Here is a 21536-nt window from a genome sequence, read left to right as displayed (position 1 = left end):
GGGGGGGGGGGGGGGGGGGGGGGGGGGGGGGGGGCCCGGACACGGAGCAGATGTTTCACGTACCGCCCCCTCCGTCAGGCTGCGCCTGCCACCTCCCCCTGGCGGGGGAGGATTATTCCGGGCGCGTCAGGCGTCTGCGGGCAAACCCGCTTCGAACCGGGTCGCGATCCAGTCGGCCGCCTCGCGCCAGTCGTCGATCCGCGCGTGCGCTTCGGGCGCTTTGGGGACGTTCACCGCCAGCGTCGGCTCGGACACCATGTGCAGCCGGTGTACCCCCGGCGCGTGCCTGGCGACCGATTCGTGATGCACCGCCAGATCGTCGACGAACACCGTGACCGGGTTGCCATATTCCGCGACCAGCCGCGAGACCGGCGTGCCCTTGCCGCCCTGGTTGCACTCGACCCGGTGCGCGATGCCGAACTTGGCGAGCTGCTCGATCCGCGGCTGGCGGCATTCGTCCTGCAGGTTGGTGAGGATGACGATGTCCGCCACCTGCGCCAGCCGCTCGAGCGCCTCGACCGCATGCGGGACCAGCGTCTGGCGGTGCATCTCGGCGGGGAAGAACTCGCCGAGCATCGCCCACATATCCTCGCGCGAGGGCGGCGGGCCACCGTCGCGGCGGGTCATCGCGGTCGAGAAATCGCCGTGCTGGATCGCGAAATCGATATCGTGGCGCTCGTCGAGCCAGACGCCGAAATGCTTGACCATGTGCAGCAGCACTTCGTCGCAATCGCTGATCAGCAACGGCCTCATGCTTCGAGCTCCATCCGCGCGCGGACCAGCGCTTCGGGCTTCACGCCGAGCGATTCGGCACAGGCGATCAGGTCCGGCTCGTGGTTTTCGAGAAAGCCGAGCGCGGCGGACAGCACGCTCGGGTCGCTCGCCCGCGCGCGCAGGTCGTGCGGCTCGAGGCCGGTGACCGACAACAGCCGCATCGCGCGGTCGGGCTCGACCAGAGTCCATACCAGCGCGCGCAGCGCGAGCGCCTCGGCGTCTTCGTTTGAATCGCGGTCGCGCATTGCCTATCGTGCCCTCTTTCCGGATAAGGTGCGGCGGTGACAAAGAAGGTGCTCGTTGTCGAGGACAACGAACTCAACCTCAAACTATTCTGCGATCTGCTGCGTGCGCACCAGTTCTCGGTCGAACCCGTGCGCGACGGCCGCGACGCGGTGGCGCGCGCGCGCGACTTCACGCCCGACCTGATCATCATGGACATCCAGATGCCGCACGTCACCGGCTATGAGATCATCCTCGAACTGAAGGCGGACGAGGCGTTGCGCGCGATCCCCGTGATGGCGGTGACGGCCTATGCGGGCCGCGACGACGAGGAGCGGATCCGCGCGGCGGGGGCGGATTCCTATGTGTCGAAGCCGATCAGCCTCGCGCGGTTCATGGATGCGGTCGGGGCGCTGGTCTGAGCAGCCGAACCGTCCTATTTTCCGTTCGTGCTGAGTAGAGACCGAGTAGCTTCGCAAGGAGCGTATCGAGGGCTTGTATCGAAGGATGGGTTCCGCGCCAACCTGTCCTTCGATACGCCGTCTCGATACGCCGCCTGCGGCGACTACTCGACGGCTACTCAGGACGAACGGCAGAAGGGACGAACGGGTGGGGGACCGCGCGCCCACGCCGTCACCCCAGCGGACGCTGGGGTCTCCCGTTACGGGCGCGCGCTTGCGGCAGGAGATCCCAGCTTTCGCTGGGATGACGGATTCTCGGAGGCACAAACGCCAAAAGCCGCGGGGGGATGCCCGCGGCTTTTCGGATCGACGCAATCAGTCGGCGGCTTGCACCACCGGCCGGATTACTTGATCTTGGCTTCCTTGAACTCGACATGCTTGCGCACGACGGGATCGTACTTCGAGAAGGAGAGCTTCTCCGTCTTCGTACGGGGATTCTTCTTGGTGACGTAGAAGAAGCCGGTGTCAGCGGTGCTGAGCAGCTTGATCTTTACGGTGGTCGGCTTGGCCATGAGCCCAATTCCTATGGCTTGAAAATGCGAAAGCGGCGAACTCGCGCCGCCGCTCCATCAGGGGCGGCGCATGGCGGACGGCTGCGGCGAAGTCAAGCTTTACCCCATCGTCGCAGGGGAATCACGCGCATTTAACCCGCTATTCACCACCCGGCGCGCAGAGTAGCGTCAGATAAAGACAGGAGCGGGATCGTGGGGCAGGCGCTGGTTCGAATCGACGACATGGTCGCGGTGAAGGCCGATCTGGCCGCGCGAATCGCGGCGATCGACGTCCGCGCGCCCTATTCGCGCCCCTGCGACATCGCCACCGAGATCGACGCGATCCGCGTGATCGCGCACAGCAACGGCCTGAACCCGGCGGTCACCGTCGCGCACTTCGTCGATTCGGCGCTGTCGCGCGGCGAGCATGGCGCGCTGGTGCATGGCTGGCTGGCGATCCTGCGCGACGCGGTCGGCTGCGAGCGGCAGGACGTCCAGGCGTGCCACGCGTTCGCCGCCGCCTGCTCGGTGCGGCTCGCTGGATAATTCATGGACGCATTGATGGCGGCCGTCGTCGCGGCCGCGCTCGCGCAGGTCGGCGATCGCACCGCATGGCTCGCCGCGATCCTGTCAGACCGGTATGGCAGCCCCGCGCGGATCATCGCGATGGCCGCGCTTGCCCTGCTCGCCGCAAGCGGGCTCGCCGCCACGCTGGGCACGGTGATCGGCCCGAAGCTCGCTCCCAATGCGCAACAGTTGATGCTGGCGCTCGCGCTGCTGCTGCAGGGCGGCGGCGCGTTTTTCCCGGCCAAGGCGCCCGACCGGCTCGACCGCTGGCGAATCGGTGCATTCGCGACCGCGATGCTCGGTCTCTTCATCCTCGCGTTCGGCGACGGGGTGCAGTTCATCGTCTTGACGCTGGCCGCGCGCACGCCCGTCCCCGCGCTCGCCGCGGTCGGCGCGACGATCGGATCTCTCGTCGTGATCGTCCCCGCCGCGCTGATGGGCGAGGCGGCATGGCTGAAACTGCCGCTCAAGCCGCTGCGGATCGCGATCGGCGGGGTGTTCGTGCTGTTCGGCCTCGTCCTCGCGCTCGGGGCATTGCGGCTCGTCTGACCCGAGCCGGGCGCTGGCACCCTGCGCTGTCCCGGTCCGATCGTTACGGATCAGGAACCAACTGGTTGTGACACCGGTTGAGTGACCTTACCACATTGGAGGCCGTCATGCTGAAGCTCGCAATCACCTTTCTCGTCATCGGCGCCGTGCTCGCGGTGCTCGGCTTCGGCGGCATCGGCGGGGCGTTCATCGGCATCGCCAAGATCCTGTTCTTCATCGCGATCGCGCTGTTCGTGATCTTCCTCGTGCTCAGCCTCCTTGCGGGCAAGGGGATCAAGAACGCGATCGACTGACGCGGCCAGTCCGTATCGTCTGACAACGACCGTCGCCGGGACCCTCCGGCGGCGGTCGTTTCGTGTCTGCATCCCTTCGGGTGGGATGCGCGTTCAACGACGATGCATGCCTTTGCCGCCCTGCTCGACTCGCTCACCTACACCCGGTCGCGCAACGCCAAGCTGAAGCTGATCGCGGATTATCTGCGCGCGACGCCCGATCCCGATCGCGGCTGGGCGATGGCGGCGCTGACCGGTGATCTCGATCTCAAGGGCGTGAAGTCGGCGGTGATCCGCGGACTGATCGAGGAACGCGTCGATCCGGTGCTGTTCCGGATGAGCCGCGATTATGTCGGCGATACCGCGGAGACGGTCGCGCTGCTCTGGCCCGAACCCACGGTTCCGGTCGATCCCACGCCTTTGTCGATCACCGACGTGGTCGAGCGGCTGGCGGCGTTGTCGCGCGCGGATGCCCCCGCCGCGCTGGCTGACATGCTCGACCGGTCGGATGCCGAGGAGCGGTTCGCGCTACTCAAGATGGCGACAGGCGCGCTGCGGATCGGTGTGTCGGCGCGGCTGGCGAAGACCGCGCTCGCCGATGCGTTCGGGCTCGATGTCGATGCGGTCGAGGAGGTGTGGCACGGGCTGGATGCGCCGTATCCCAGCCTGTTCGCGTGGGCCGAGGGGACTGGCGAACAGCCGACGCCTGCCGATGTGCCGGTGTTCCGGCCGTTCATGCTCGCGCATGGGCTGGAGGATCTGCGGGTCGATCTGGCCGACTATGCCGCCGAGTGGAAATGGGACGGCATCCGCGTGCAGATCGTCCATGTCGCGGGTGAGACGCGGCTCTACAGCCGCACCGGGGACGACGTGACCGCCAGTTTCCCCGAGATCGCCGCTGCGTTCCGGACGCCGGGGACGGTCGATGGCGAGCTGCTGGTGAAGGGCGAGCATCAGGGCGGCACGCTGGAGGATGGCGGCGGCGCGGCGAGCTTCAATGCACTCCAGCAGCGGCTCGGGCGCAAGACCGTGTCGGCGAAGATGCTGGCAGAGTATCCTGCGTTCGTGCGGCTCTACGACCTGCTCATCGATGGCGAGGAGGATCTGCGCGCCCTGCCCTGGACCGAGCGGCGCGAACGGCTGGAAGCGTTCATGCCGCAGCTCGATCCCGAACGGTTCGATCTGAGCCTGGTGATCGAGGCGGACGACTTCACCGCGCTCGAGGCGATTCGTGCCACCGCGCGCGACGCGGCGATCGAGGGCGTGATGCTCAAGCGGCGCGACTCGCCGTACGTCGGCGGGCGTCGTGCGGGGCTCTGGTACAAATGGAAGCGCGATCCGCTGACCGCCGACTGCGTGATGATGTATGCGCAGCGTGGCTCGGGGCGGCGCTCGTCCTATTATTCGGACTATACGTTTGGCTGCTGGACCGAAGAGGGCGAGTTGCTCCCCGTCGGGAAAGCGTATTCGGGGATCACCGACGAGGAGTTGAAGATGCTCGACAGCTTCGTGCGCAACCATACGCAGAACCGGTTCGGGCCGGTGCGCGAGGTGGAGAAAACGCTGGTGCTCGAGATCGCGTTCGATTCGCTGCATGATTCGAAGCGGCACAAATCGGGCGTGGCGATGCGCTTTCCGCGGATCGCGCGGATTCGGACCGACAAGCCCGCGGCAGAAGCCGACCGGATCGAAACGCTGAAGCGGATGATTACGTAATCCGTGTGTCATCGAAGCGGGCGGCATAGCAGGGTATCGCCGCCGATCTTGGCGAGCGTGAGGATGGTCCGGTGAATACAACGAAGCATCTCCGCACGGCGGCGGCACGACGGTGGCGGCGTGGCGCATGGGTAAGCGGCATCCTGTCCGCGATCGTCGTGCTGTTCGTCTATCTCGCGGGCTATTTCGACCGCGATCCGGTGCATGTGTATCCGGCGATCGGCGTCCGCGCGTCGGGCGCGCCGCCGATCGCGGTGGTCAATTTCTCGGGCGACATGGGGTTGCGATTCCTGCTCGGCGCATCGACCTCGCGTGGGCTGACCGAGCATGGGATTCCGGTCGTCGGGATCACCACGCCGGCCCTGTTCGCGCGCCATCGGACGCGGGGTGAACTCGATGCGATCGTCGCGGACGGGGTTCGCACGGCGCTGGCGCGGACCGGGGCGAAGCGGGTGGTGGTGATGGGCCAGTCCTACGGCGCGGACATCGTCCAGACCGGGCTGGCGGACCTGCCGGCGTCGCTGCGGCCGCGCGTTGCGGGGATCGTGTTGATCCTGCCGGGGGACACCGTGTTCTACCGCGCGGATCCGTCGGGGCTGCTGTACGATCACGGGACGCCCGACAGCATGGGGGTGTCGACGGGCAACCGGCTCGATTGGGCGCCGCTGACGTGCATCTACGGGGTCGAGGAAACCGACAGCCTGTGCCCGTTGCTGAGCGTGGCGGGTGTGCGAAAGGTCGGGATGCCTGGGGGGCATAACATCCATCATGATGCGGATGAGCTGCTCGGGCATGTGCTGGCGGCGATACGGTCGGTAACGCCTGTGGCGGGGCGTGGGTTCTGAGGGTTCGCCAGCTTGTGCCTCGGTCCCCGGAGACTGGCAGCGGAATCACCCCACACGGGGATACCCCAGCTTTCGCTGGGGTGACGGGAAAGGCGGAGTGACGGACGAGCGGCGGGGACGGGATTAGGATGTGGCAGGGTGGCACGTCCCGGATCCCCTCCTTGTTCTCCCGCGAAGGCGGGAGTCCAGACTGGGCTCCCGCCTTCGCGGGAGAACAGGGGCGTGGGTTGTGTGGAGCGGCAGGCAGCGACTTAGCGCGGCGTGGCGATCTTTATCTCGAACAGCGTGGGCCAGTATTTGCCCGTCACAAACAGACGGTCGGCCTTGGCGTCCCAGGCGATGCCGTTGAGCACCGCCTCGCGGTCGGTCGCGGCGACTTCGGCGACCAGCGGGCGGAGGTCGATGATCGCGGTCACCTTGCCCGTGGCGGGATCGATGCGGACCAGGAAGCCGGTGTGCCAGACATTGGCGAGCACCGCGCCGTGGACATATTCGAGCTCGTTGATGTCGCGTAAGGGCCGCCCGTCGATCGTCACCGCGACCCGGCTGCGTTCCGCCAGCGTCAGCGGGTCGCGCAGGATCAGGCTGTCGCTGCCGTCGGACTGGATGAAGCCGCGCGCATCGCTCGTGAGCCCCCAGCCCTCGCCGGTATAGCGGTTCTGGCCCTTGGGCTTGAGCGTGCGGACGTCCCAGCGATGCGCGATGCCGTCATGCCAGGTGAGGCTGACGAGCTGGTCCTTCCACAGCGCGAGACCTTCGCCGAACTGCGCGGGATCGATTCGCGCCTTGGCGAGGATCTTGCCATCGGCGAGCGAGACGCGGCGGACGTCGGATTGCCGTTCCTGCCCCGTGCTCTCGTACAGCGCGCCATCGTGCCAGAGCAGGCCTTCGGTGAACGCGGTACGATCGTGCGGATAACGCGCGACGATCGTCGCGGACAGCATCGGCACGCGCACATCCGGCGCGGCGGCCGCCTGTACGCGGGCGGGTGCCGCCGACGACAGCACCGATGATGAAACGAGAACGGCCGGCCCCGCAAAAGCGAGGCCGGCCGCGATCGTTATCCTACCAAACATGGTATGGATCAGCGTTCTGCTTCAGTCAGCTGGATCAGCCGCCTGCGCTCAGGTTCACCGCTGCGTACTTGCCGCGACGATCGACCTCGAGCTCGAACTCGAGCTTGTCGCCCTCGTTCAGCGTCGCCATGCCGGCGCGCTCGACGGCCGAGATGTGGACGAATGCGTCAGGCTGTCCGTCGTCGCGCTGGATGAAGCCGAAGCCCTTCATCGCGTTGAAGAACTTGACCGTACCGGTTGCCTTCTCGCCGGTGAGCTGACGCTGTGCGCCACCACCGTCACGGTCACCACCACGGGGTGCACCCGGGCCGGCATCACGGTCACGCGGCGGGCCGCGATCGGTGACGGCCATCGGCTCGCCGTCGATCTTGAGGTCGGTTGCCGAGATACGGCCACCGCGGTCGACGAGCGTGAAGCCGAGCGGCTGACCCTCTGCGAGCGCGACCATGCCGGCCTGCTCAACAGCGCTGATGTGAACGAACACGTCCTCGCCGCCGTCATCGCGAACGACGAAGCCAAAGCCCTTCTGCGCGTTGAAGAACTTTACGACACCGGTGCCTTCGCCGACGACCTGGGGAGGCATGCCGCGACCACCGCCGCCGCCGCCACCGCCCGAGAAGCCGCCGCCACCGCCGCCGCCGCGGTAACCACCGCCGCCACCGCCGCCGCCGCCGAAGCTGCTGCCGCCGCCGTAGCTGCTGCCACCGCCGCCGCCGTAGCTCGAACCGCCGCCGCCATAGCTGTTGCCGCCGCCGAACCGGTCGCCGCCGCCACCAAAGCTGCTGCCGCCGCCGAACTCGTTGTCGCCGCCGCCGAAGCTGTCGCGCTTATCGCGGCCACGCCCGCCACGGTTCCCGCGGCCACCTTTATCGAAACCCATAAGCTCTGTTCGTCTTCCCGGTTCGCCCGCAAATTTCTCAAAACCCTTGTGCCGGACGACGAACGCGGGTTTTCCAGCGCGAAACCTTTTGCGCCTTGAGGGGACCCTTAGCGCAAAATACAAGCGGTCGCGAATAGAATCTGATAGGACGGCCAGCGAATTGGACCGATACTGACGCAAGTGTCGCTTGTGCGCCACGGCTCGTCGCACCGGCGCCGGGCGAGCCATCTTATTGCCCGATTCCGTACGGCAGCGCATGACAGAGCCATTGAGCGTTCAGCCGCGGGCCGCTACGGCCACGGTCATGACAGTTTATCTCCACGAAGGCGACATCCCCGCCGATCTGTTCGCGGCGGGCGCCGCGATCGCCGTCGATACCGAGACGATGGGTCTCATCACCCCGCGCGACCGGCTGTGCCTGGTCCAGCTGTCAGATGGCGGCCCCGACGAGCATCTCGTCCGCTTCGCCGCGGGCGCCGGCTATGACGCCCCCAATTTGAAGGCGCTGCTGGCCGACCCGGCACGCGTGAAACTGTACCATTTCGGACGATTCGATATCGCCGCGGTCCAGCATTATCTCGGCGTCGTCGCGGCGCCGGTCTATTGCACCAAGATCGCCTCGCGGCTGGTTCGGACCTATACCGATCGCCACGGCCTGAAGGAGCTGGTCCGCGAACTGCTCGGCCAGGACATCTCGAAGCAGCAGCAATCGTCCGACTGGGGCAGCCCCGAACTGTCGGACGCGCAGAAGGATTATGCCGCGTCTGACGTTCGCTTCCTCCACCGGTTGCGGACCGAGCTCGACAAGCGGCTGATCCGCGAAGGCCGGATGGAGCTCGCCCAGGCGTGCTTCGACTTCCTGCCGACCCGCGCCGCGCTCGATCTCGCCGGCTGGCCCGAAATCGACATCTTCGCGCACGCATGACGCAGATGCCGCCGCCCTCTCCGGTAGCCCGCCGCGCGCGTACAGCGCGGCAGGACTGGGCCGCGCCCGGCGGCAGCCATGATCGCTTCGTGGCGATCGCGCGCGTCGCGCTGCCGACCGCGATCGGCGTGCTGGCGGCGTTCCTGGTGATGGCGCCGCTGACCGCGGGCGGCGACGTGTCGTTCCTGCTCGACAAGAACAAGGTCGACGTCGCGCAGGAGCGGATGAAGATCCAGGCGGCACGCTATCGCGGCGAGGATGCCAAGGGACAGGCGTTCACGCTCGACGCCGCCTCCGCGATCCAGAAGAGCTCGGCCGAGCCGATCGTCCAGCTCAACCAGCTCGCCGCGCAGATCCAGCTGACCGACGGCCCCGCCAATATCAAGGCGAACACCGGTCGGTACGATATGGACACCGAGAAGGTGCAGCTGTTCGGCCCGCTCAACGCGACCGCGGCGGGCGGCTATGACCTGAAGACCACCAACGCGACGATCGACATGAAGGCGCGCACGCTCGAAAGCGGCGGGGCGGCGACGGGCACCGTGCAGCAGGGGACGTTCAGCGCGAACAAGCTGCGCGCGAACCTGGAAGAGCGCACCGTGACGCTCGATGGCAATGCCCGCTTGCGGATCATCCCCAGAGGGCCGAAATAACAGCCATGCGCGTCCCCCATATTCTTGCCACCCGCGTCGTTGTCGGCGTGTCCGCGGTTCTGCTGTCGTCGACCGCGGTCGCGCAGCAATCGCACAATTCGAACGCCCCGATCGATTTCGGCGCGGATCATATAGAGTTGCAGGACAAGGCGAATCGCGCCGTGCTGTCGGGCAACGTCGCGGTCAAGCAGGCCGAGATGACGCTCAACTCGGCGCGGATGACGGTGGCTTATACGGGCCAGGTGATCGGCGGAAACCCGCAGGTCTCGCGGCTCGACGCGTCGGGCGGCGTGACGGTGCGGCGCCCCGACCAGACCGCCAAGAGTCAGTACGCGATCTACGACCTCAACAAGCGCGTGATCACGATGCTCGGTGCGGTGACGCTGAACCAGGGCGGCAACGTCGTGAATGGCGGCCGGCTGACGATGAACCTCGACACGGGTCGCGCGGTCATCGACGGCTCGTCGGTCGGCGGCAGCACCGGGGCGACCACCGGTGGCGGCACCGTGACGCAGTCGGGCGGACGCGTGACCGGCACCTTCTCGGTCCCCAAGCGCAACTGACGCATCCGCACGTCGCGGGGGCTTCCCTCCGGCGGCGTGGTCATGCATGTTTCCTGCCAATCCCCGCCGGACTTTCGCGGCGACACCCATGCCGGACGTCCGGCAGCTGAATTTTGCGAGGGCCTGATCCCATGGACGCCACCACGCTGCCCCCGATCGAAGCGGTAGAGCCGATCTCGGAGCCGCCCGTCAGCAACGGGCTGCAGGTCGTCTCGATCGCCAAATCCTACGACAAGCGGGTCGTGCTGACCGACGTGTCGGTGTCGGTCGGGCGCGGCGAGGTCGTCGGGCTGCTCGGGCCGAACGGCGCGGGCAAGACGACGTGCTTCTATTCGGTGATGGGGCTGGTGAAGCCCGATTCGGGCCGCATCATGCTCGACGGCGAGGACATCACGAAGCTGCCGATGTACCGGCGCGCGATCCTTGGCCTCGGGTACCTGCCGCAGGAGACTTCGATCTTTCGCGGGCTGACGATCGAGAAGAACATCCTGACGGTGCTCGAGCTGTCCGAGCCCGACAAGGCGGCGCGCCAGCGCAAGCTCGACACGCTGCTCGAGGAATTCGGGCTCACCCGGCTCCGCGCGGCACCGGCGATGGCGCTGTCGGGTGGCGAGCGGCGGCGTGCGGAGATCGCCCGCGCGCTTGCGGCGGATCCGTCGATCATGCTGCTCGACGAGCCGTTCGCCGGGATCGACCCGATCTCGATCGCCGACATCCGCGATCTGGTGAAGGACCTCAAGCGCCGCGACATCGGCGTGCTGATCACCGACCATAATGTCCGCGAGACGCTGGAGATCGTCGACCGCGCGTACATCATCTATGACGGGCGCGTGCTGTTCTCGGGATCGCCGGAAGAACTGGTGGCCGATGCGAACGTGCGCCGCCTGTATCTGGGCGAAGGCTTCTCGCTTTAGCCTATGCACGCCGCCCTGCCCTCCATCCGTCATCCCAGCGAACGCTGGGATCTCCCGGTGAGGGCGCGCGTGCGAGCCGCGGGAGACCCCAGCGTTCGCTGGGGTGACGGAATTGGGGGCGCGCCCCAGTGAGCCTCGCCCCTCGCCTCGACATCCGCCAGTCGCAGTCGCTGGTGATGACCCCGCAGCTCCAGCAGGCGATCAAGCTGCTGGCGCTGTCGAACCTGGAGATCGAGGGGTTCATCGCCGAGGAAGTCGAACGCAACCCGCTGCTCGAATCGAGCGCGGCGGAGGATAGCGACGCGCCGGACCGCGAGCCCGTGCCCGAGGTTCGCGACGAACGCGTGGCCGCCGACGAACTGGTCGCCGGTACGGGCGACGGCGGCGAACCGGCGCTCGACGTCGACTACGCGACCGAAAGCCACCAGCAGGACAGCGTCGCCGATGGCGGCAGCGGGATGGACGGCGCTCTATCGATGACCGGTGCGAGCTCCGGCGGGGTCGGCGGCGAGGACGGCCCCGATCTCGAGGCGTTCGCGGATACCAGCCTGAGCCTGGCGGACCATCTGCTCGCGCAGGCGGGCCCCGCAATCCCCCACGAGGACGCGTTCATCGCGGCGCACCTGATCGACCAGATCGACGAGGCGGGCTATCTCACCGCGTCGCTGCTCGACGTCGCGAACCGTCTTGGCGTGCCGCTGGTGCGCGTCGAGCGCGTGCTCGCGACCATCCAGACGTTCGACCCGACCGGTGTCGGCGCGCGCGATCTCGGCGAGTGCCTCGCGTTGCAGGCGAAGGAGGCGGATCGCTACGATCCGTGCATGGCGCGGCTGATCGACAATCTCGACCTGCTCGCGCGCGGCGAACTGACCCGGCTCAAGCGCATGTGCGACGTCGACGACGAGGACATGGCGGACATGATCCGCGAGCTGCGCGGCTATGATCCGAAGCCCGGCTGCCGCTACGGTGGCGAGCCTGCGCAGTCAGTGACGCCCGACCTGTTCGTCGCGCGCACGAAGGCGGGATGGGCGATCGAGATCAACGCCGCCACCCTGCCCCGCGTGCTGGTCAACCGGAGCTATTATACCGAGCTGTCGGGCGGGCAGCAGGACAAGGCGTCGAAGGCGTGGCTGAGCGATTGCCTCGCCAGCGCGAACTGGCTGGTGAAAGCGCTCGACCAGCGCCAGCGGACGATCATCAAGGTCGCGACCGAGATCGTGAAGCAGCAGGAGGCGTTCTTCCTGAAAGGCGTCGCGCATCTCCGGCCGCTGACCTTGCGCCAGGTCGCCGACGCGATCGAGATGCACGAATCGACCGTCAGCCGGGTGACGAGCAACAAGTACGTGTCGTGCGCGCGCGGGCTGTATGAGCTGAAATACTTCTTCACGAGCGCGATCCAGTCGGCGGATGGCGGCGAAGCGGTATCGGCGCAGGCGGTGAAATCGGCGATCCGCGCGCTGATCGATACCGAGGGCGCGAAGATCCTGTCGGACGATACGCTGGTCGAGCTGCTCAACGCGAAAGGCTTCGACATCGCGCGGCGGACGGTCGCGAAATACCGCGAGGCGCTGGGGATCGGGAGTTCGGTGCAGCGGCGGCGGGCGAAGGCGCTGGAAGGGGTAAGGTAGGGGCGCGTTAGTGGCGCGCGGCTCGAACGCCAGTCCGTCCTCAGAAGCACACCTCCCCGGCGAAGGCCGGGGTCCAGTTGGAGCGTCCGGAGTAACGACGCGCACCATTCCTCAGCGACGTTTCCCAACTGGACCCCGGCCTTCGCCGGGGTGGTATAGTGTCTGGGGAGGTGTATTTTCGGGGGAGGTGTAGTTTCGGGTGGCGTGGGTTGAAGCGCTCAGTTCGGTACCTGCCCTGCCCCATCCGCGCCGGAAACGCTCGCGCCGCCCGGTGGCGTTGCACTCCGCGCCTCCCCTACTGCAACGTCGTACCAGCGCGACAGGTCGGCCTTCATCTGGTGCAGCGCCTCGGGGTTCAGATACGTCATGTGACCCGCGGGATAATAGCGGAACGCCAGGTTCCGCTGGCGCGAGGGATCGAGCATCATGTGGCCGAGATCGTTCTCCGTCCCGAAGAACGGCGTCGCCATGTCGTAATAGCCGTTCATCGACAGCACGTTGAGATACGGATTCTCGCGCATCGCGGCGGCGAGGTCGACCGCGGTGTTGGGGTTGTTCTGCGACTGGCCGCCGCGGCCGGGGGCGTCGTGCTTCCAGTTCCATGTCCAGCCGGGCGCGTCGCGCGCGCTGAGGCGGTAGGGCATCTCGGTCTTGTAGCCGAGCGTGTGCGTCACATAATCGTTGAAGGTGGCGATGAATGCGCCCGCGATCGCGGTGTCCGACGCGTCGGTCTCGGGCCGCTCGCCCGCCGCGTCGCTGTCGACGCCGGTATAGCGCGAATCGAACCGGCCAAGCGTGAGCCGCTGATCGCGCAACAGCTCCTTCTGGAAGCGCGCGAGGTCGATCCGCAGATTGGCGCGCTTGATGAAGTCGGGCGAGATGCCGATCAGCTGACTCATCCGCGTCGCGACCGAATCGCGCTCCGCATCCGAGATCGTCTGCCCCTTCGACAGCGCCGCCGCATAGGGGCCGGTCGCGAACGCACGCGCCTCGGCCACCGTCATGGCGACGTCGGCGGGACGGTTCTGCAGGCGGTTGTGATACCAGGCGCTGGCCGCATAGCTGGGCAAATAGTTGAGGTAGATCTCGTCGAGCCCGGGCTGACGGTACCCATAGTTCATGATCGACGACAGCAGCACGACGCCGTTGAGCGCCATCCCGCGATCCTGCAACTGATAGGCGAGCGCCCCCGACCGGGTGGTGCCATAGCTTTCGCCGAACAGAAATTTGGGGCTGTTCCAGCGGCCGTATTTGGTGGCGTAGCGCAGGATGCCCTTGGCGAACGCGTCGGCATCCTCGTCGACGCCGTAGAAGGCGGACGGCTTGGTATCGCCCAGCGGCCGCGAATAGCCCGTGCCGACCGCGTCGAGGAACACCATGTCGGTCTTGTCGAGCAGCGTGTCGGGATTGGGGCCAAAGTCATAGGGCGCGGGCCTGATATATTCGGGGTTGGCGGTCCGGAGGCGGACGGGCGCGAACGACCCCATGTGCAGCCAGAAACTGGGCGAGCCCGGACCGCCATTGTAGAAGAACGTCACGGGGCGCCGCGTGCCGGGCTTGGTGCCGTCGAGCGTGTAGCCGGTGTAGAACAGGCTCGCGGTCGGCTTGCCCTCGGTATCGCGCAGCGTCAGCGTGCCGACCGTCGCGGTATAGCCGAGCGACTTGCCGCCGACGGTGACGCGGCCCTTGGTCTTGACCTCCTGCTCGGCGACGGGGGCGTTGGCGTAATCGGCCTCCGCCTCGGCCTTCATCCGATCGGCGTTGCTCTCGGTCTTGTCCGTCTTGGGCACGTCCTGCGCGATCGCGAGCGGCGGGGCAGTCGTGGAGAGCGCGAGCAGCAATAGAGCGGCGAACTTCGTCGAACGGGCCACGGATCATCCTTGCGACAGGGGTAATGCCCTATCCTGCCGTTTGGCGAGCGAAGCGCAAGCTTTACGCTGGTTATCGCGGTCATCCTGACGAACGTCAGGACCCAGGGTTACAAACGATCCGCTCCGTGGCTCTGGATCCTGACGTTCGTCAGGATGACGGGCGGCGTGGCCGGCGGCGCGCGCGGGTCAGTCGTCCTCGTCCTCGAAGCCCACCAGCGCCAGCGCGCGCGCCTTGATCTGGCGGGTCATGCACCAGTGGACCAGTGCATCCTCGCGGCCGTGCGTCACCCAGACTTCGCGCGGCGCGATCTCGGTCAGCGTCGCGATGAGCTCGTCCCAGTCGGCGTGATCGCTGAGGATCAGCGGCAGCTCGACATTCTTCTGTCGCGCGCGGCCGCGGACGCGCATCCAGCCGCTCGCCATCGCGGTGATCGGATCGGGCAGCCGCCGCGACCAGCGATCGTTGAGCGCGCCGGGCGGGCACATCACGACATGCCCCGCCATGTCCGCCTTCTTTGTATCCGCGACGGGCAGCAGTTCGCCGAGCCGGACGCCGTGATCCGCGTAGAGATCGCACAGCCGTTGCAGCGCGCCGTGGATGTAGATCGGCGCGTGATGGCCGCGCTCGCGCAGTTCGGCGATCACGCGCTGCGCCTTGCCGAGCGCATAGGCGCCGACGACGACGCAGCGATCGGGGTTGGCGTGGAGCGCGGCGATCAGCTTGTCGATCTCGTCGCCGGTATCGGGATGGCGGAAGACCGGCAGGCCGAACGTCGCCTCGGTGATGAAGACGTCGCATTTGACGGGTTCGAACGGCGTGCAGGTCGGGTCCGCGCGGCGCTTGTAATCACCCGAGACGACGATCCGCTCGCCGCGGTAATCGAGCACGATCTGCGCGGAGCCGAGCACATGGCCGGCGGGCACGAAGCCGATATCCACCTCGCCCATCCGGATCGTCTCGCCATACGCGACCGGGTTGCCGGCTTGCGGGCCGTAGCGCGCGTCCATGATCGCGAGCGTTTCGGGGGTCGCCCACACCACCTCGTGACCGCCGCGCGCGTGATCGGCGTGACCGTGCGTGACGAGCGCCTTCGCGGTCGGGATCGAGGGGTCTATCCACGCGTCGATCGGCTTGACGAGGATGCCGTGCGGATGCGGTTCGAGCCAGTCGCCGAGTTTTGCCATGCGGGGGTAACGCGTGGACCCGGGTGCGGTGCCGTGATCGCGTGGCGCTGGGGTGAGACGGATACACGGTGGGGACCGCAGCACGGCGTATCACCCAAGCCCCGTCATCCTGACGGAAGAAAGGGGAGCGGGCGCCGCTCGCCTTGCCGGATGCAGCGCTCAGATCAGCGTCGACCGCCGACCTTGATCGTCGCCAGGATCGCGTCCATCTGCGCCGCTGCCGCCGCCTGGGTCGGTGCATTGCGCGGAGGCGGGGCACCGGCCTTGACCGCGTAGGTTATGCGATCGATCACGTAGCACGCGCCGTTGATGACGCTGCGGAAATTGGTCGCGCTCACCTGCTGGCTCATTCCCGCGTCGCCGTTGGTGTAGACCGTCCAGCGATGCCCGCCGAGCATCCGGTTGGGAAGCCGCCGAGCATGACCCGCGACCAGCCCCTCGGTACCGCATGTGGCCACCACGCCCGCGCTCCGGCTGAAGCCGACCTGGAGCATCTCGGTCACCTGCCCCTGCCCGCCGGTCGGTTTGGCGACTTGCCAGAACCGGACGATGCCGACGCCGCGGCCGACCGCCGAGCCGTCCCACATCTGCCGCCAGCCGCTGTTCAGCAGCGCGCGACCGGCGAAGTTGCGGGTCGGTATTACGCTGGATGGATGGGAGAGCCGAACCATTCCTCCGCCCCCAACGAACGACTTGTCGGCGGCGACGGCATTGGCGAAGGGCAGGAGTGCAAGCAACGGGAGCGGCAGAAGATAGCGAAAAAGCGACACCGATTGTCTTTCACAACAGAGCTTTGGCCGAAATGCCGGTCGTTCCGCACGCGGTCCATAGCGGTGCGGCGCGTTGCCCCCATATGACGACGATGCGTGAACAGGCCGTGAGCGACCTTCCCCTCCCCCTGGAAAACTGGTTCGCGACGCGGGGATGGCGTCCGCGGCGGCATCAGCGCGAGATGCTGGCGGAAGGCCGGGCGGGCCATCACGCGCTGCTGGTGGCGGCGACGGGCGCGGGCAAGACGCTCGCGGGGTTCCTGCCGACGCTCGCCGAGCTGATCGAGGCGCCGACCGCGGGGCTGCACACGCTCTACGTCTCGCCGTTGAAGGCGCTCGCGGTCGACGTGCAGCGCAACCTGCTGACCCCGATCGACGAGATGGGGCTCGATATCCGCGTCGAGACGCGCACCGGCGACACGCCCTCGGACCGCAAGGCGCGGCAACGGATCAAGCCGCCGCAGATCCTGCTGACGACGCCTGAGTCTCTGTCGCTGCTGCTGAGCTATCCGGACAGCATCACGATGTTCGACACGTTGCGCACGATCGTCGTCGACGAGGTGCACGCGTTCGCGACCGGCAAGCGCGGCGACCTGCTGTCGTTGTGCATGGCCCGGTTGCAGACAATCGCGCCGGGGATGCGCCGGGTCGCGCTGTCGGCGACGGTCGCGGATGCCGACGGCTATCGCGCATGGCTCGCCCCCGACGGCGATATCGACCAGGTCGCGATGGTGCGCGGCGAGGCGGGTGCCGATCCCAACATCGCGATCCTGCTGCCCGAGGGTCGCGTGCCATGGTCGGGGCATTCGGGCCGCTATGCCGCCGCGCAGGTGATGGCGGAGATCGAGACGCACGAGACTTCGATCGTGTTCTGCAACACGCGCAGCCTCGCCGAGCTGATCTTCCAGGATCTGTGGAAGGTGAATGCGGGCAATCTGCCGATCGGTGTCCATCACGGGAGTCTGGCCAAGGAGGCACGGCGCAAGGTCGAGAACGCGATGGCCGAGGGCAAGCTGCGCGCGCTGGTCGCCACCTCGAGCCTCGATCTGGGGGTCGACTGGGGCAATGTCGATTGCGTGATCCAGATGGGCGCGCCCAAGGGATCGTCGCGGCTGTTGCAGCGGATCGGACGCGCCAACCACCGGCTCGATGAATCGAGCCAGGCGATCGTCGTGCCCGGCAACCGGTTCGAATATCTGGAGGCGCGAGCAGCCCTCGACGCGGTCGAGGCGGGGGAGCTCGATTCGGACATCTTCCGCGTCGGTGCACTCGACGTGCTGGCGCAGCATGTGATGGCGTGCGCGTGTGCGGCACCGTTCCGCGAGGCGGATCTGCTCGACGAGATTCGCTCCGCGCTGCCCTATTCGGCGCTGCCGACCGAAACGTTCGAGCGCGTGCTCCATTTCATCAGTGACGGCGGCTATTCGCTGAAGGCGTATGACCGGTTCAAGCGGCTGACCAAGGACGCGGATGGCACGTGGCGGGTCAGCCACCCCAAGTTCATCGGCCAGCACAGGCTGAACGCGGGGATCATCGTCGAGGCGACGATGCTCAATGTGCGGTTCGGCAATGGCCGCGTGCTGGGTCGCGTCGAGGAGGCGTTCGCGGCGCAGCTCAGCCACGGCGACACGTTCTTCTTCGCGGGGCTCAGCCTCGAGGTGATGAAGATCGACCTCGAGGACCTGGTTGTGCGCGCGACGTCGAAGCCGGCGCGGATCCCGACCTATGGCGGCAGCCGGATGCCGCTGTCGACCAACCTGGCCGACCGGGTTCGCGGGTTCCTCGCGCATACAGGCGACTGGGCGCGGTTTCCCGACGACGTGCGCGAATGGCTGGAGATGCAGGCCTATCGGTCGGTGATGCCCGAACCCGGCCAGCTGCTGGTCGAGACGTTCCCGCGCGAGGGGCGGCATTACATGGTCGCGTACAGCTTCGAGGGGTGGAACGCGCACCAGTCGCTGGGGATGCTGATCACGCGGCGGATGGAGACGCAGGGACTTAAACCTCTCGGCTTCGTCGCGAACGACTATGCGCTGGCGGTGTTTGGGCTGGAGAAGATCACCGATCCGGCGGCTTTGTTCTCGGCGGATATCCTCGAGCATGAATTCGTCGAATGGGTGCAGCAATCGCATTTGCTCAAGCGCGCGTTCCGTGAGGTCGCGGTGATCGGCGGGCTGGTCGAGCGGCAACATCCGGGCAAGCGCAAGACCGGCAAGCAGGTCACGTTCTCGACCGACCTGATCTACGACGTGCTGCGCAAATACGAGCCGACGCATCTGTTGCTGGAGGCGGCGTGGGCGGATGCGCGCGCGCGGATGACCGATGTCGGGCGGCTGGCCTCGCTGCTCGACCGTGCGGCGGCGACGATGGTGCATGTCGACCTGGAGCGCGTGACCCCGCTGGCGGTGCCGGTCCTGACGCTGATCGGGCGCGAGAAGGTGGCGACGAGCAGTTCGGACGACGCGCTGCTGATCGAGGCGGAGGCGATGATCGCCGACGCTATGCGGCCGGATTGAGGGGGGGACATTCCCTCACAACCCACCACCCCGGCGAAGGCCGGGGCCCAATTGGGGAACGGTGCTAATTGGGGTCAATGCTCTGTTACGACCACCTTTCCAATTGGGCCCCGGCCTCCGCCGGGGTGGTGGTTTGTGGAGCGTCGTACGCCCCCAACAACGACAGTTGCGCACGGTTGAAATCGGGCGCAGCATTTGCAGCATGCGCAGGTGGCTGGGCCCGTTGTTGTTCGCGATCACCGCCCAGGCGAGCGCCCAGGACGGCGTGCTTCCGCGCCAGAATGCTGCACCGCCAACGGCTGCAGCATCCGCAGCAGACCCCGATGCCGCGACGCTGTTGTTCGGCGACGACCAGACGCGGATGACGGTGCCGGTGACGATCGCGGGCGCGGGGCCCTTTCCGTTCGTCGTGGACACGGGGGCGCAGCGGACCGTCATCGCGCGCGAGCTTGCCGCGACGCTGGGCCTCGCGCCGGGCCGTACGGTGCGCGTGACGGGGATGACCGGATCGGAGCGCGTGGCCACCGTCGTCATCCCCTCGCTCAAGGTCGGCGTGATCGGCAGCGCACCGATCGAGGCGCCGGCGATCGGCGCGATCAACCTCGGTGCGCGCGGGTTGCTCGGGATCGACACGTTGCAGGATCATGCGGTGACGATCGACTTCGACACCAACGTCATGACCGTCACCCCGTCGCGCAAACGCCGCCTCCGCGAGCGCGCCGCCCCCGACGAGATCGTCATCCGCGCGCGCAGCCTGTTCGGGCAGCTCGTCGTCACCGATGCCTATTGCAACGGCATCCGCATCCGCGTGATCCTCGACACCGGCACCTCGATCAGCATGGCCAATGCCGCGCTGCGCCGGAAGGTGACTCGCAGGGCGCTGGGAGGCGCGAATCGGACTCAGTCGGTGTCGTTGACCGGGGTCACCGGCGAGACGGTGGTTGCCGACTATACCACGATGGACCGGGTCTCGATCGGCAGCCTGACGCTGGGCGACCTGCCCGTGGCGTTCACCGCGGTCGACGCGCCGCCATTCGCGGTATTCGGCCTGGCCGAGCGCCCCGCGATGTTGCTGGGGATGGACGTGCTGCAGCTGTTCCGCCGCGTCGACATCGACTTTGCCAACCGCGAGGTACGGCTGGCGTTGCCGCGCGGCACCCGACGCCGTTGAGGTTGCGTCCGCCCCCGTTCGCTGCAACGCTCCGGCATGACACGATAAAGGGGACGATGATGCGGGCGACAGGTTGGCTACTTACGGCGGCGGCTCTCGCCGCGCCCGTCTCGGCGCAGGCCCAATCGCGGCCCGACCAGAAGGCGTTTCTCGGGCTTTACAAGGAACTGGTCGAGACCAACACGACGCTGTCCGCGGGCAGCTGTACGCAGGCTGCGGCGCAGATCGGCGCGCGGCTGAAGAGCGCGGGCTATGCGGATTCCGACATCACCTATTTCTCGGTGCCCGAGCACCCCAAGGACGGCGGGCTGGTCGCGGTGCTCAAAGGATCGGACTCGAGCGTCAAGCCGATGCTGCTGCTCGCGCATCTCGACGTGGTCGAGGCCAAGCGCGAGGACTGGGTGCGCGATCCGTTCAAGCTGATCGAGGAGGGCGGCTATTATTACGCGCGCGGCACCGTCGATGACAAGGCGCAGGCGGCGATCTGGTCGGACGCGATGATCCGCTTCAAGACGTCCGGGTACAAGCCCAGGCGCACGATCAAGCTGGCGCTGACCTGCGGCGAGGAGACCACGTTTGCGTGGAACGGCGCGCAGTATCTGGCGAAATCGAAGCCCGACCTGATCGCGGCGGAGTTCGCGCTGAACGAAGGTGGCGGCGGGCGGCTCGACGACAGCGGCAAGCGCCAGTTGCTGGCGATCCAGGTCGGCGAGAAGGCTGCGCAGAACTACACGTTCCTTGCCACCAATCCCGGCGGACACAGCTCGCAGCCGACGCCGGAGAACGCAATCTACGAACTCGCCGATGCGGTGAAGGCGGTGCAGGGCTATGAATTCCCGGTGACGTTCACCGACACGACCAGGGCGTTCTTCACGGCCAGCGCGAAGGCGATGCCGGGCGAGATGGGGAGCGCGATCACGGCGTTGCTCGCCAATCCGGAGGACAAGACGGCGGACGCGATCGTCAGCCGCGACAAGGCGATGCATTCGACGCTGCGCACGACCTGCGTGGCGACGCTGCTGAGCGCAGGGCATGCGGAGAACGCGCTGCCGCAGCGCGCGACCGCGAACATCAACTGCCGGATCTTTCCGGGGGAGACGGTCGACGGCACGCTCGCCAAGCTGAAGGAGCTGGCGGGCGCGAAGGTGACGGTGACCGCGAACCAGCCGGTACGCCCGACCGCGATCCCGCCGACGCTCGACCCGAAGATCATGGGGCCGGTGACGAAGGTCGCGGCGAAGCATTTTCCGGGGCTGCCGATCCTGCCGATGATGTCGACGGGCGCGACCGACGGCATCTTCTTCGAGGCGATCGGGATCCCCGTCTACGGCGTGCCGGGGATGTTCATCGACAAGGACATGGGCGGGATCCACGGGCTGAACGAGCGGATCCGCGTGGCGTCGCTCTACGACGGCCGCGATTATCTGTTCGATCTGGTGAAGGCGTTCGCGGGGTGACCCCGAATCCCTCTCCCCTCGGGGGGAGAG

General features: G+C 67.3%; 22 protein-coding genes. 14 read left to right on the top strand and 8 right to left on the bottom strand.

The window, feature by feature from the left end; all coding sequences use genetic code 11:
- Positions 1 to 126: 126 nt before the first annotated feature.
- Together ASE88_RS01135 and ASE88_RS01130 are read right to left on the bottom strand one after the other, a co-directional pair.
- Complete coding sequence (locus ASE88_RS01135; RefSeq protein WP_056474358.1) at positions 127 to 753, bottom strand: hypothetical protein; 627 nt, start codon at positions 751 to 753, stop codon at positions 127 to 129.
- Positions 750 to 1019, bottom strand: coding sequence for a DUF3572 domain-containing protein (locus ASE88_RS01130; protein ID WP_056474355.1), 270 nt, complete (start codon positions 1017 to 1019; stop codon positions 750 to 752). Before ASE88_RS01130 ends, ASE88_RS01135 begins: the two co-directional genes overlap by 4 nt.
- A 36-nt stretch (positions 1020 to 1055) precedes the next feature.
- Here ASE88_RS01130 and ASE88_RS01125 point away from each other — a divergent pair, with 36 nt between their 5' ends.
- Positions 1056 to 1418 (top strand): response regulator, encoded by a 363-nt coding sequence (locus ASE88_RS01125; protein ID WP_055881859.1) that lies wholly within the window; start codon positions 1056 to 1058, stop codon positions 1416 to 1418.
- A gap of 383 nt (positions 1419 to 1801) precedes the next feature.
- Here ASE88_RS01125 and rpmG read toward each other — a convergent pair whose 3' ends face one another.
- Positions 1802 to 1969 (bottom strand): 50S ribosomal protein L33, encoded by a 168-nt coding sequence (gene rpmG / locus ASE88_RS01120; RefSeq protein WP_055881863.1) that lies wholly within the window; start codon positions 1967 to 1969, stop codon positions 1802 to 1804.
- Between the two features lie 192 nt (positions 1970 to 2161).
- On the opposite strand from rpmG, the gene ASE88_RS01115 reads away from it, so the two are divergent.
- The 5 genes from ASE88_RS01115 to ASE88_RS01095 all read left to right on the top strand — a co-directional run bounded on the left by ASE88_RS01115 (position 2162) and on the right by ASE88_RS01095 (position 5897).
- A complete protein-coding gene (locus ASE88_RS01115; protein WP_232090185.1) occupies positions 2162 to 2494 on the top strand; it encodes a hypothetical protein in 333 nt (110 codons plus the stop codon).
- Positions 2495 to 2497: 3 nt separating this feature from the next.
- A complete protein-coding gene (locus ASE88_RS01110) occupies positions 2498 to 3064 on the top strand; it encodes a TMEM165/GDT1 family protein (RefSeq protein WP_056474352.1) in 567 nt (188 codons plus the stop codon).
- Between the two features lie 107 nt (positions 3065 to 3171).
- Positions 3172 to 3357: a DUF1328 family protein gene (locus ASE88_RS01105; RefSeq protein ID WP_056474351.1), complete on the top strand. Its 186-nt coding sequence runs from the start codon at positions 3172 to 3174 to the stop codon at positions 3355 to 3357.
- 102 nt (positions 3358 to 3459) lie between these two features.
- A complete protein-coding gene (locus tag ASE88_RS01100) occupies positions 3460 to 5052 on the top strand; it encodes a cisplatin damage response ATP-dependent DNA ligase (protein ID WP_056474348.1) in 1593 nt (530 codons plus the stop codon).
- Between the two features lie 71 nt (positions 5053 to 5123).
- On the top strand, positions 5124 to 5897 hold the full coding sequence (locus tag ASE88_RS01095; protein WP_056474345.1) for an AcvB/VirJ family lysyl-phosphatidylglycerol hydrolase: 774 nt from the start codon (positions 5124 to 5126) through the stop codon (positions 5895 to 5897).
- 251 nt (positions 5898 to 6148) lie between these two features.
- Here ASE88_RS01095 and ASE88_RS01090 read toward each other — a convergent pair whose 3' ends face one another.
- The gene (locus ASE88_RS01090; protein ID WP_056474341.1) at positions 6149 to 6973 is read right to left on the bottom strand and encodes a glutaminyl-peptide cyclotransferase; all 825 of its coding nucleotides are present in this window, start codon (positions 6971 to 6973) and stop codon (positions 6149 to 6151) included.
- 34 nt (positions 6974 to 7007) lie between these two features.
- The gene (locus tag ASE88_RS19760; RefSeq protein ID WP_056474337.1) at positions 7008 to 7853 is read right to left on the bottom strand and encodes a cold-shock protein; all 846 of its coding nucleotides are present in this window, start codon (positions 7851 to 7853) and stop codon (positions 7008 to 7010) included.
- Between the two features lie 304 nt (positions 7854 to 8157).
- On the opposite strand from ASE88_RS19760, the gene ASE88_RS01080 reads away from it, so the two are divergent.
- The 5 genes from ASE88_RS01080 to rpoN all read left to right on the top strand — a co-directional run bounded on the left by ASE88_RS01080 (position 8158) and on the right by rpoN (position 12536).
- Positions 8158 to 8778, top strand: coding sequence for a ribonuclease D (locus tag ASE88_RS01080; RefSeq protein WP_055881883.1), 621 nt, complete (start codon positions 8158 to 8160; stop codon positions 8776 to 8778).
- Positions 8775 to 9431 carry an LPS export ABC transporter periplasmic protein LptC gene (lptC, locus tag ASE88_RS01075; RefSeq protein WP_234422515.1) on the top strand — a complete coding sequence of 219 codons (657 nt, stop codon included), beginning with the start codon at positions 8775 to 8777 and terminating at the stop codon, positions 9429 to 9431. The genes ASE88_RS01080 and lptC overlap by 4 nt, the downstream gene beginning before the upstream one ends.
- A gap of 5 nt (positions 9432 to 9436) precedes the next feature.
- The gene (locus tag ASE88_RS01070) at positions 9437 to 9994 is read left to right on the top strand and encodes an LptA/OstA family protein (RefSeq protein ID WP_056419561.1); all 558 of its coding nucleotides are present in this window, start codon (positions 9437 to 9439) and stop codon (positions 9992 to 9994) included.
- 131 nt (positions 9995 to 10125) lie between these two features.
- Entirely contained in the window at positions 10126 to 10908 is a 783-nt protein-coding gene (gene lptB, locus ASE88_RS01065; protein WP_056474335.1) for an LPS export ABC transporter ATP-binding protein, read from the top strand.
- A gap of 128 nt (positions 10909 to 11036) precedes the next feature.
- Complete coding sequence (gene rpoN / locus ASE88_RS01060; RefSeq protein WP_056474333.1) at positions 11037 to 12536, top strand: RNA polymerase factor sigma-54; 1500 nt, start codon at positions 11037 to 11039, stop codon at positions 12534 to 12536.
- Between the two features lie 218 nt (positions 12537 to 12754).
- Here the strand turns inward: rpoN and ASE88_RS01055 are convergent, their stop codons facing one another.
- The 3 genes from ASE88_RS01055 to ASE88_RS01045 form a co-directional block, all read right to left on the bottom strand.
- Positions 12755 to 14407 (bottom strand): S10 family peptidase, encoded by a 1653-nt coding sequence (locus ASE88_RS01055; RefSeq protein WP_056474331.1) that lies wholly within the window; start codon positions 14405 to 14407, stop codon positions 12755 to 12757.
- A 186-nt stretch (positions 14408 to 14593) separates the two neighbouring features.
- Positions 14594 to 15592: a ligase-associated DNA damage response exonuclease gene (locus tag ASE88_RS01050; RefSeq protein WP_056474328.1), complete on the bottom strand. Its 999-nt coding sequence runs from the start codon at positions 15590 to 15592 to the stop codon at positions 14594 to 14596.
- Between the two features lie 164 nt (positions 15593 to 15756).
- A complete protein-coding gene (locus ASE88_RS01045; RefSeq protein ID WP_056474324.1) occupies positions 15757 to 16362 on the bottom strand; it encodes a hypothetical protein in 606 nt (201 codons plus the stop codon).
- A 92-nt stretch (positions 16363 to 16454) separates the two neighbouring features.
- Between ASE88_RS01045 and ASE88_RS01040 the strand changes: the two genes are divergently transcribed.
- From ASE88_RS01040 to ASE88_RS01030, 3 genes are all read left to right on the top strand, one after another.
- Entirely contained in the window at positions 16455 to 18878 is a 2424-nt protein-coding gene (locus tag ASE88_RS01040) for a ligase-associated DNA damage response DEXH box helicase (RefSeq protein WP_082466022.1), read from the top strand.
- 202 nt (positions 18879 to 19080) lie between these two features.
- Complete coding sequence (locus ASE88_RS01035) at positions 19081 to 20049, top strand: retroviral-like aspartic protease family protein (protein WP_082466014.1); 969 nt, start codon at positions 19081 to 19083, stop codon at positions 20047 to 20049.
- A gap of 59 nt (positions 20050 to 20108) precedes the next feature.
- On the top strand, positions 20109 to 21506 hold the full coding sequence (locus ASE88_RS01030; protein ID WP_056474422.1) for a M20/M25/M40 family metallo-hydrolase: 1398 nt from the start codon (positions 20109 to 20111) through the stop codon (positions 21504 to 21506).
- Positions 21507 to 21536 lie beyond the last annotated feature (30 nt).

The organism is Sphingomonas sp. Leaf38 (genome assembly GCF_001421825.1).
In the GTDB taxonomy this organism is placed as follows: Bacteria; Pseudomonadota; Alphaproteobacteria; order Sphingomonadales; family Sphingomonadaceae; genus Sphingomonas.
This window is presented reverse-complemented; position numbering and strand designations above follow the sequence as displayed.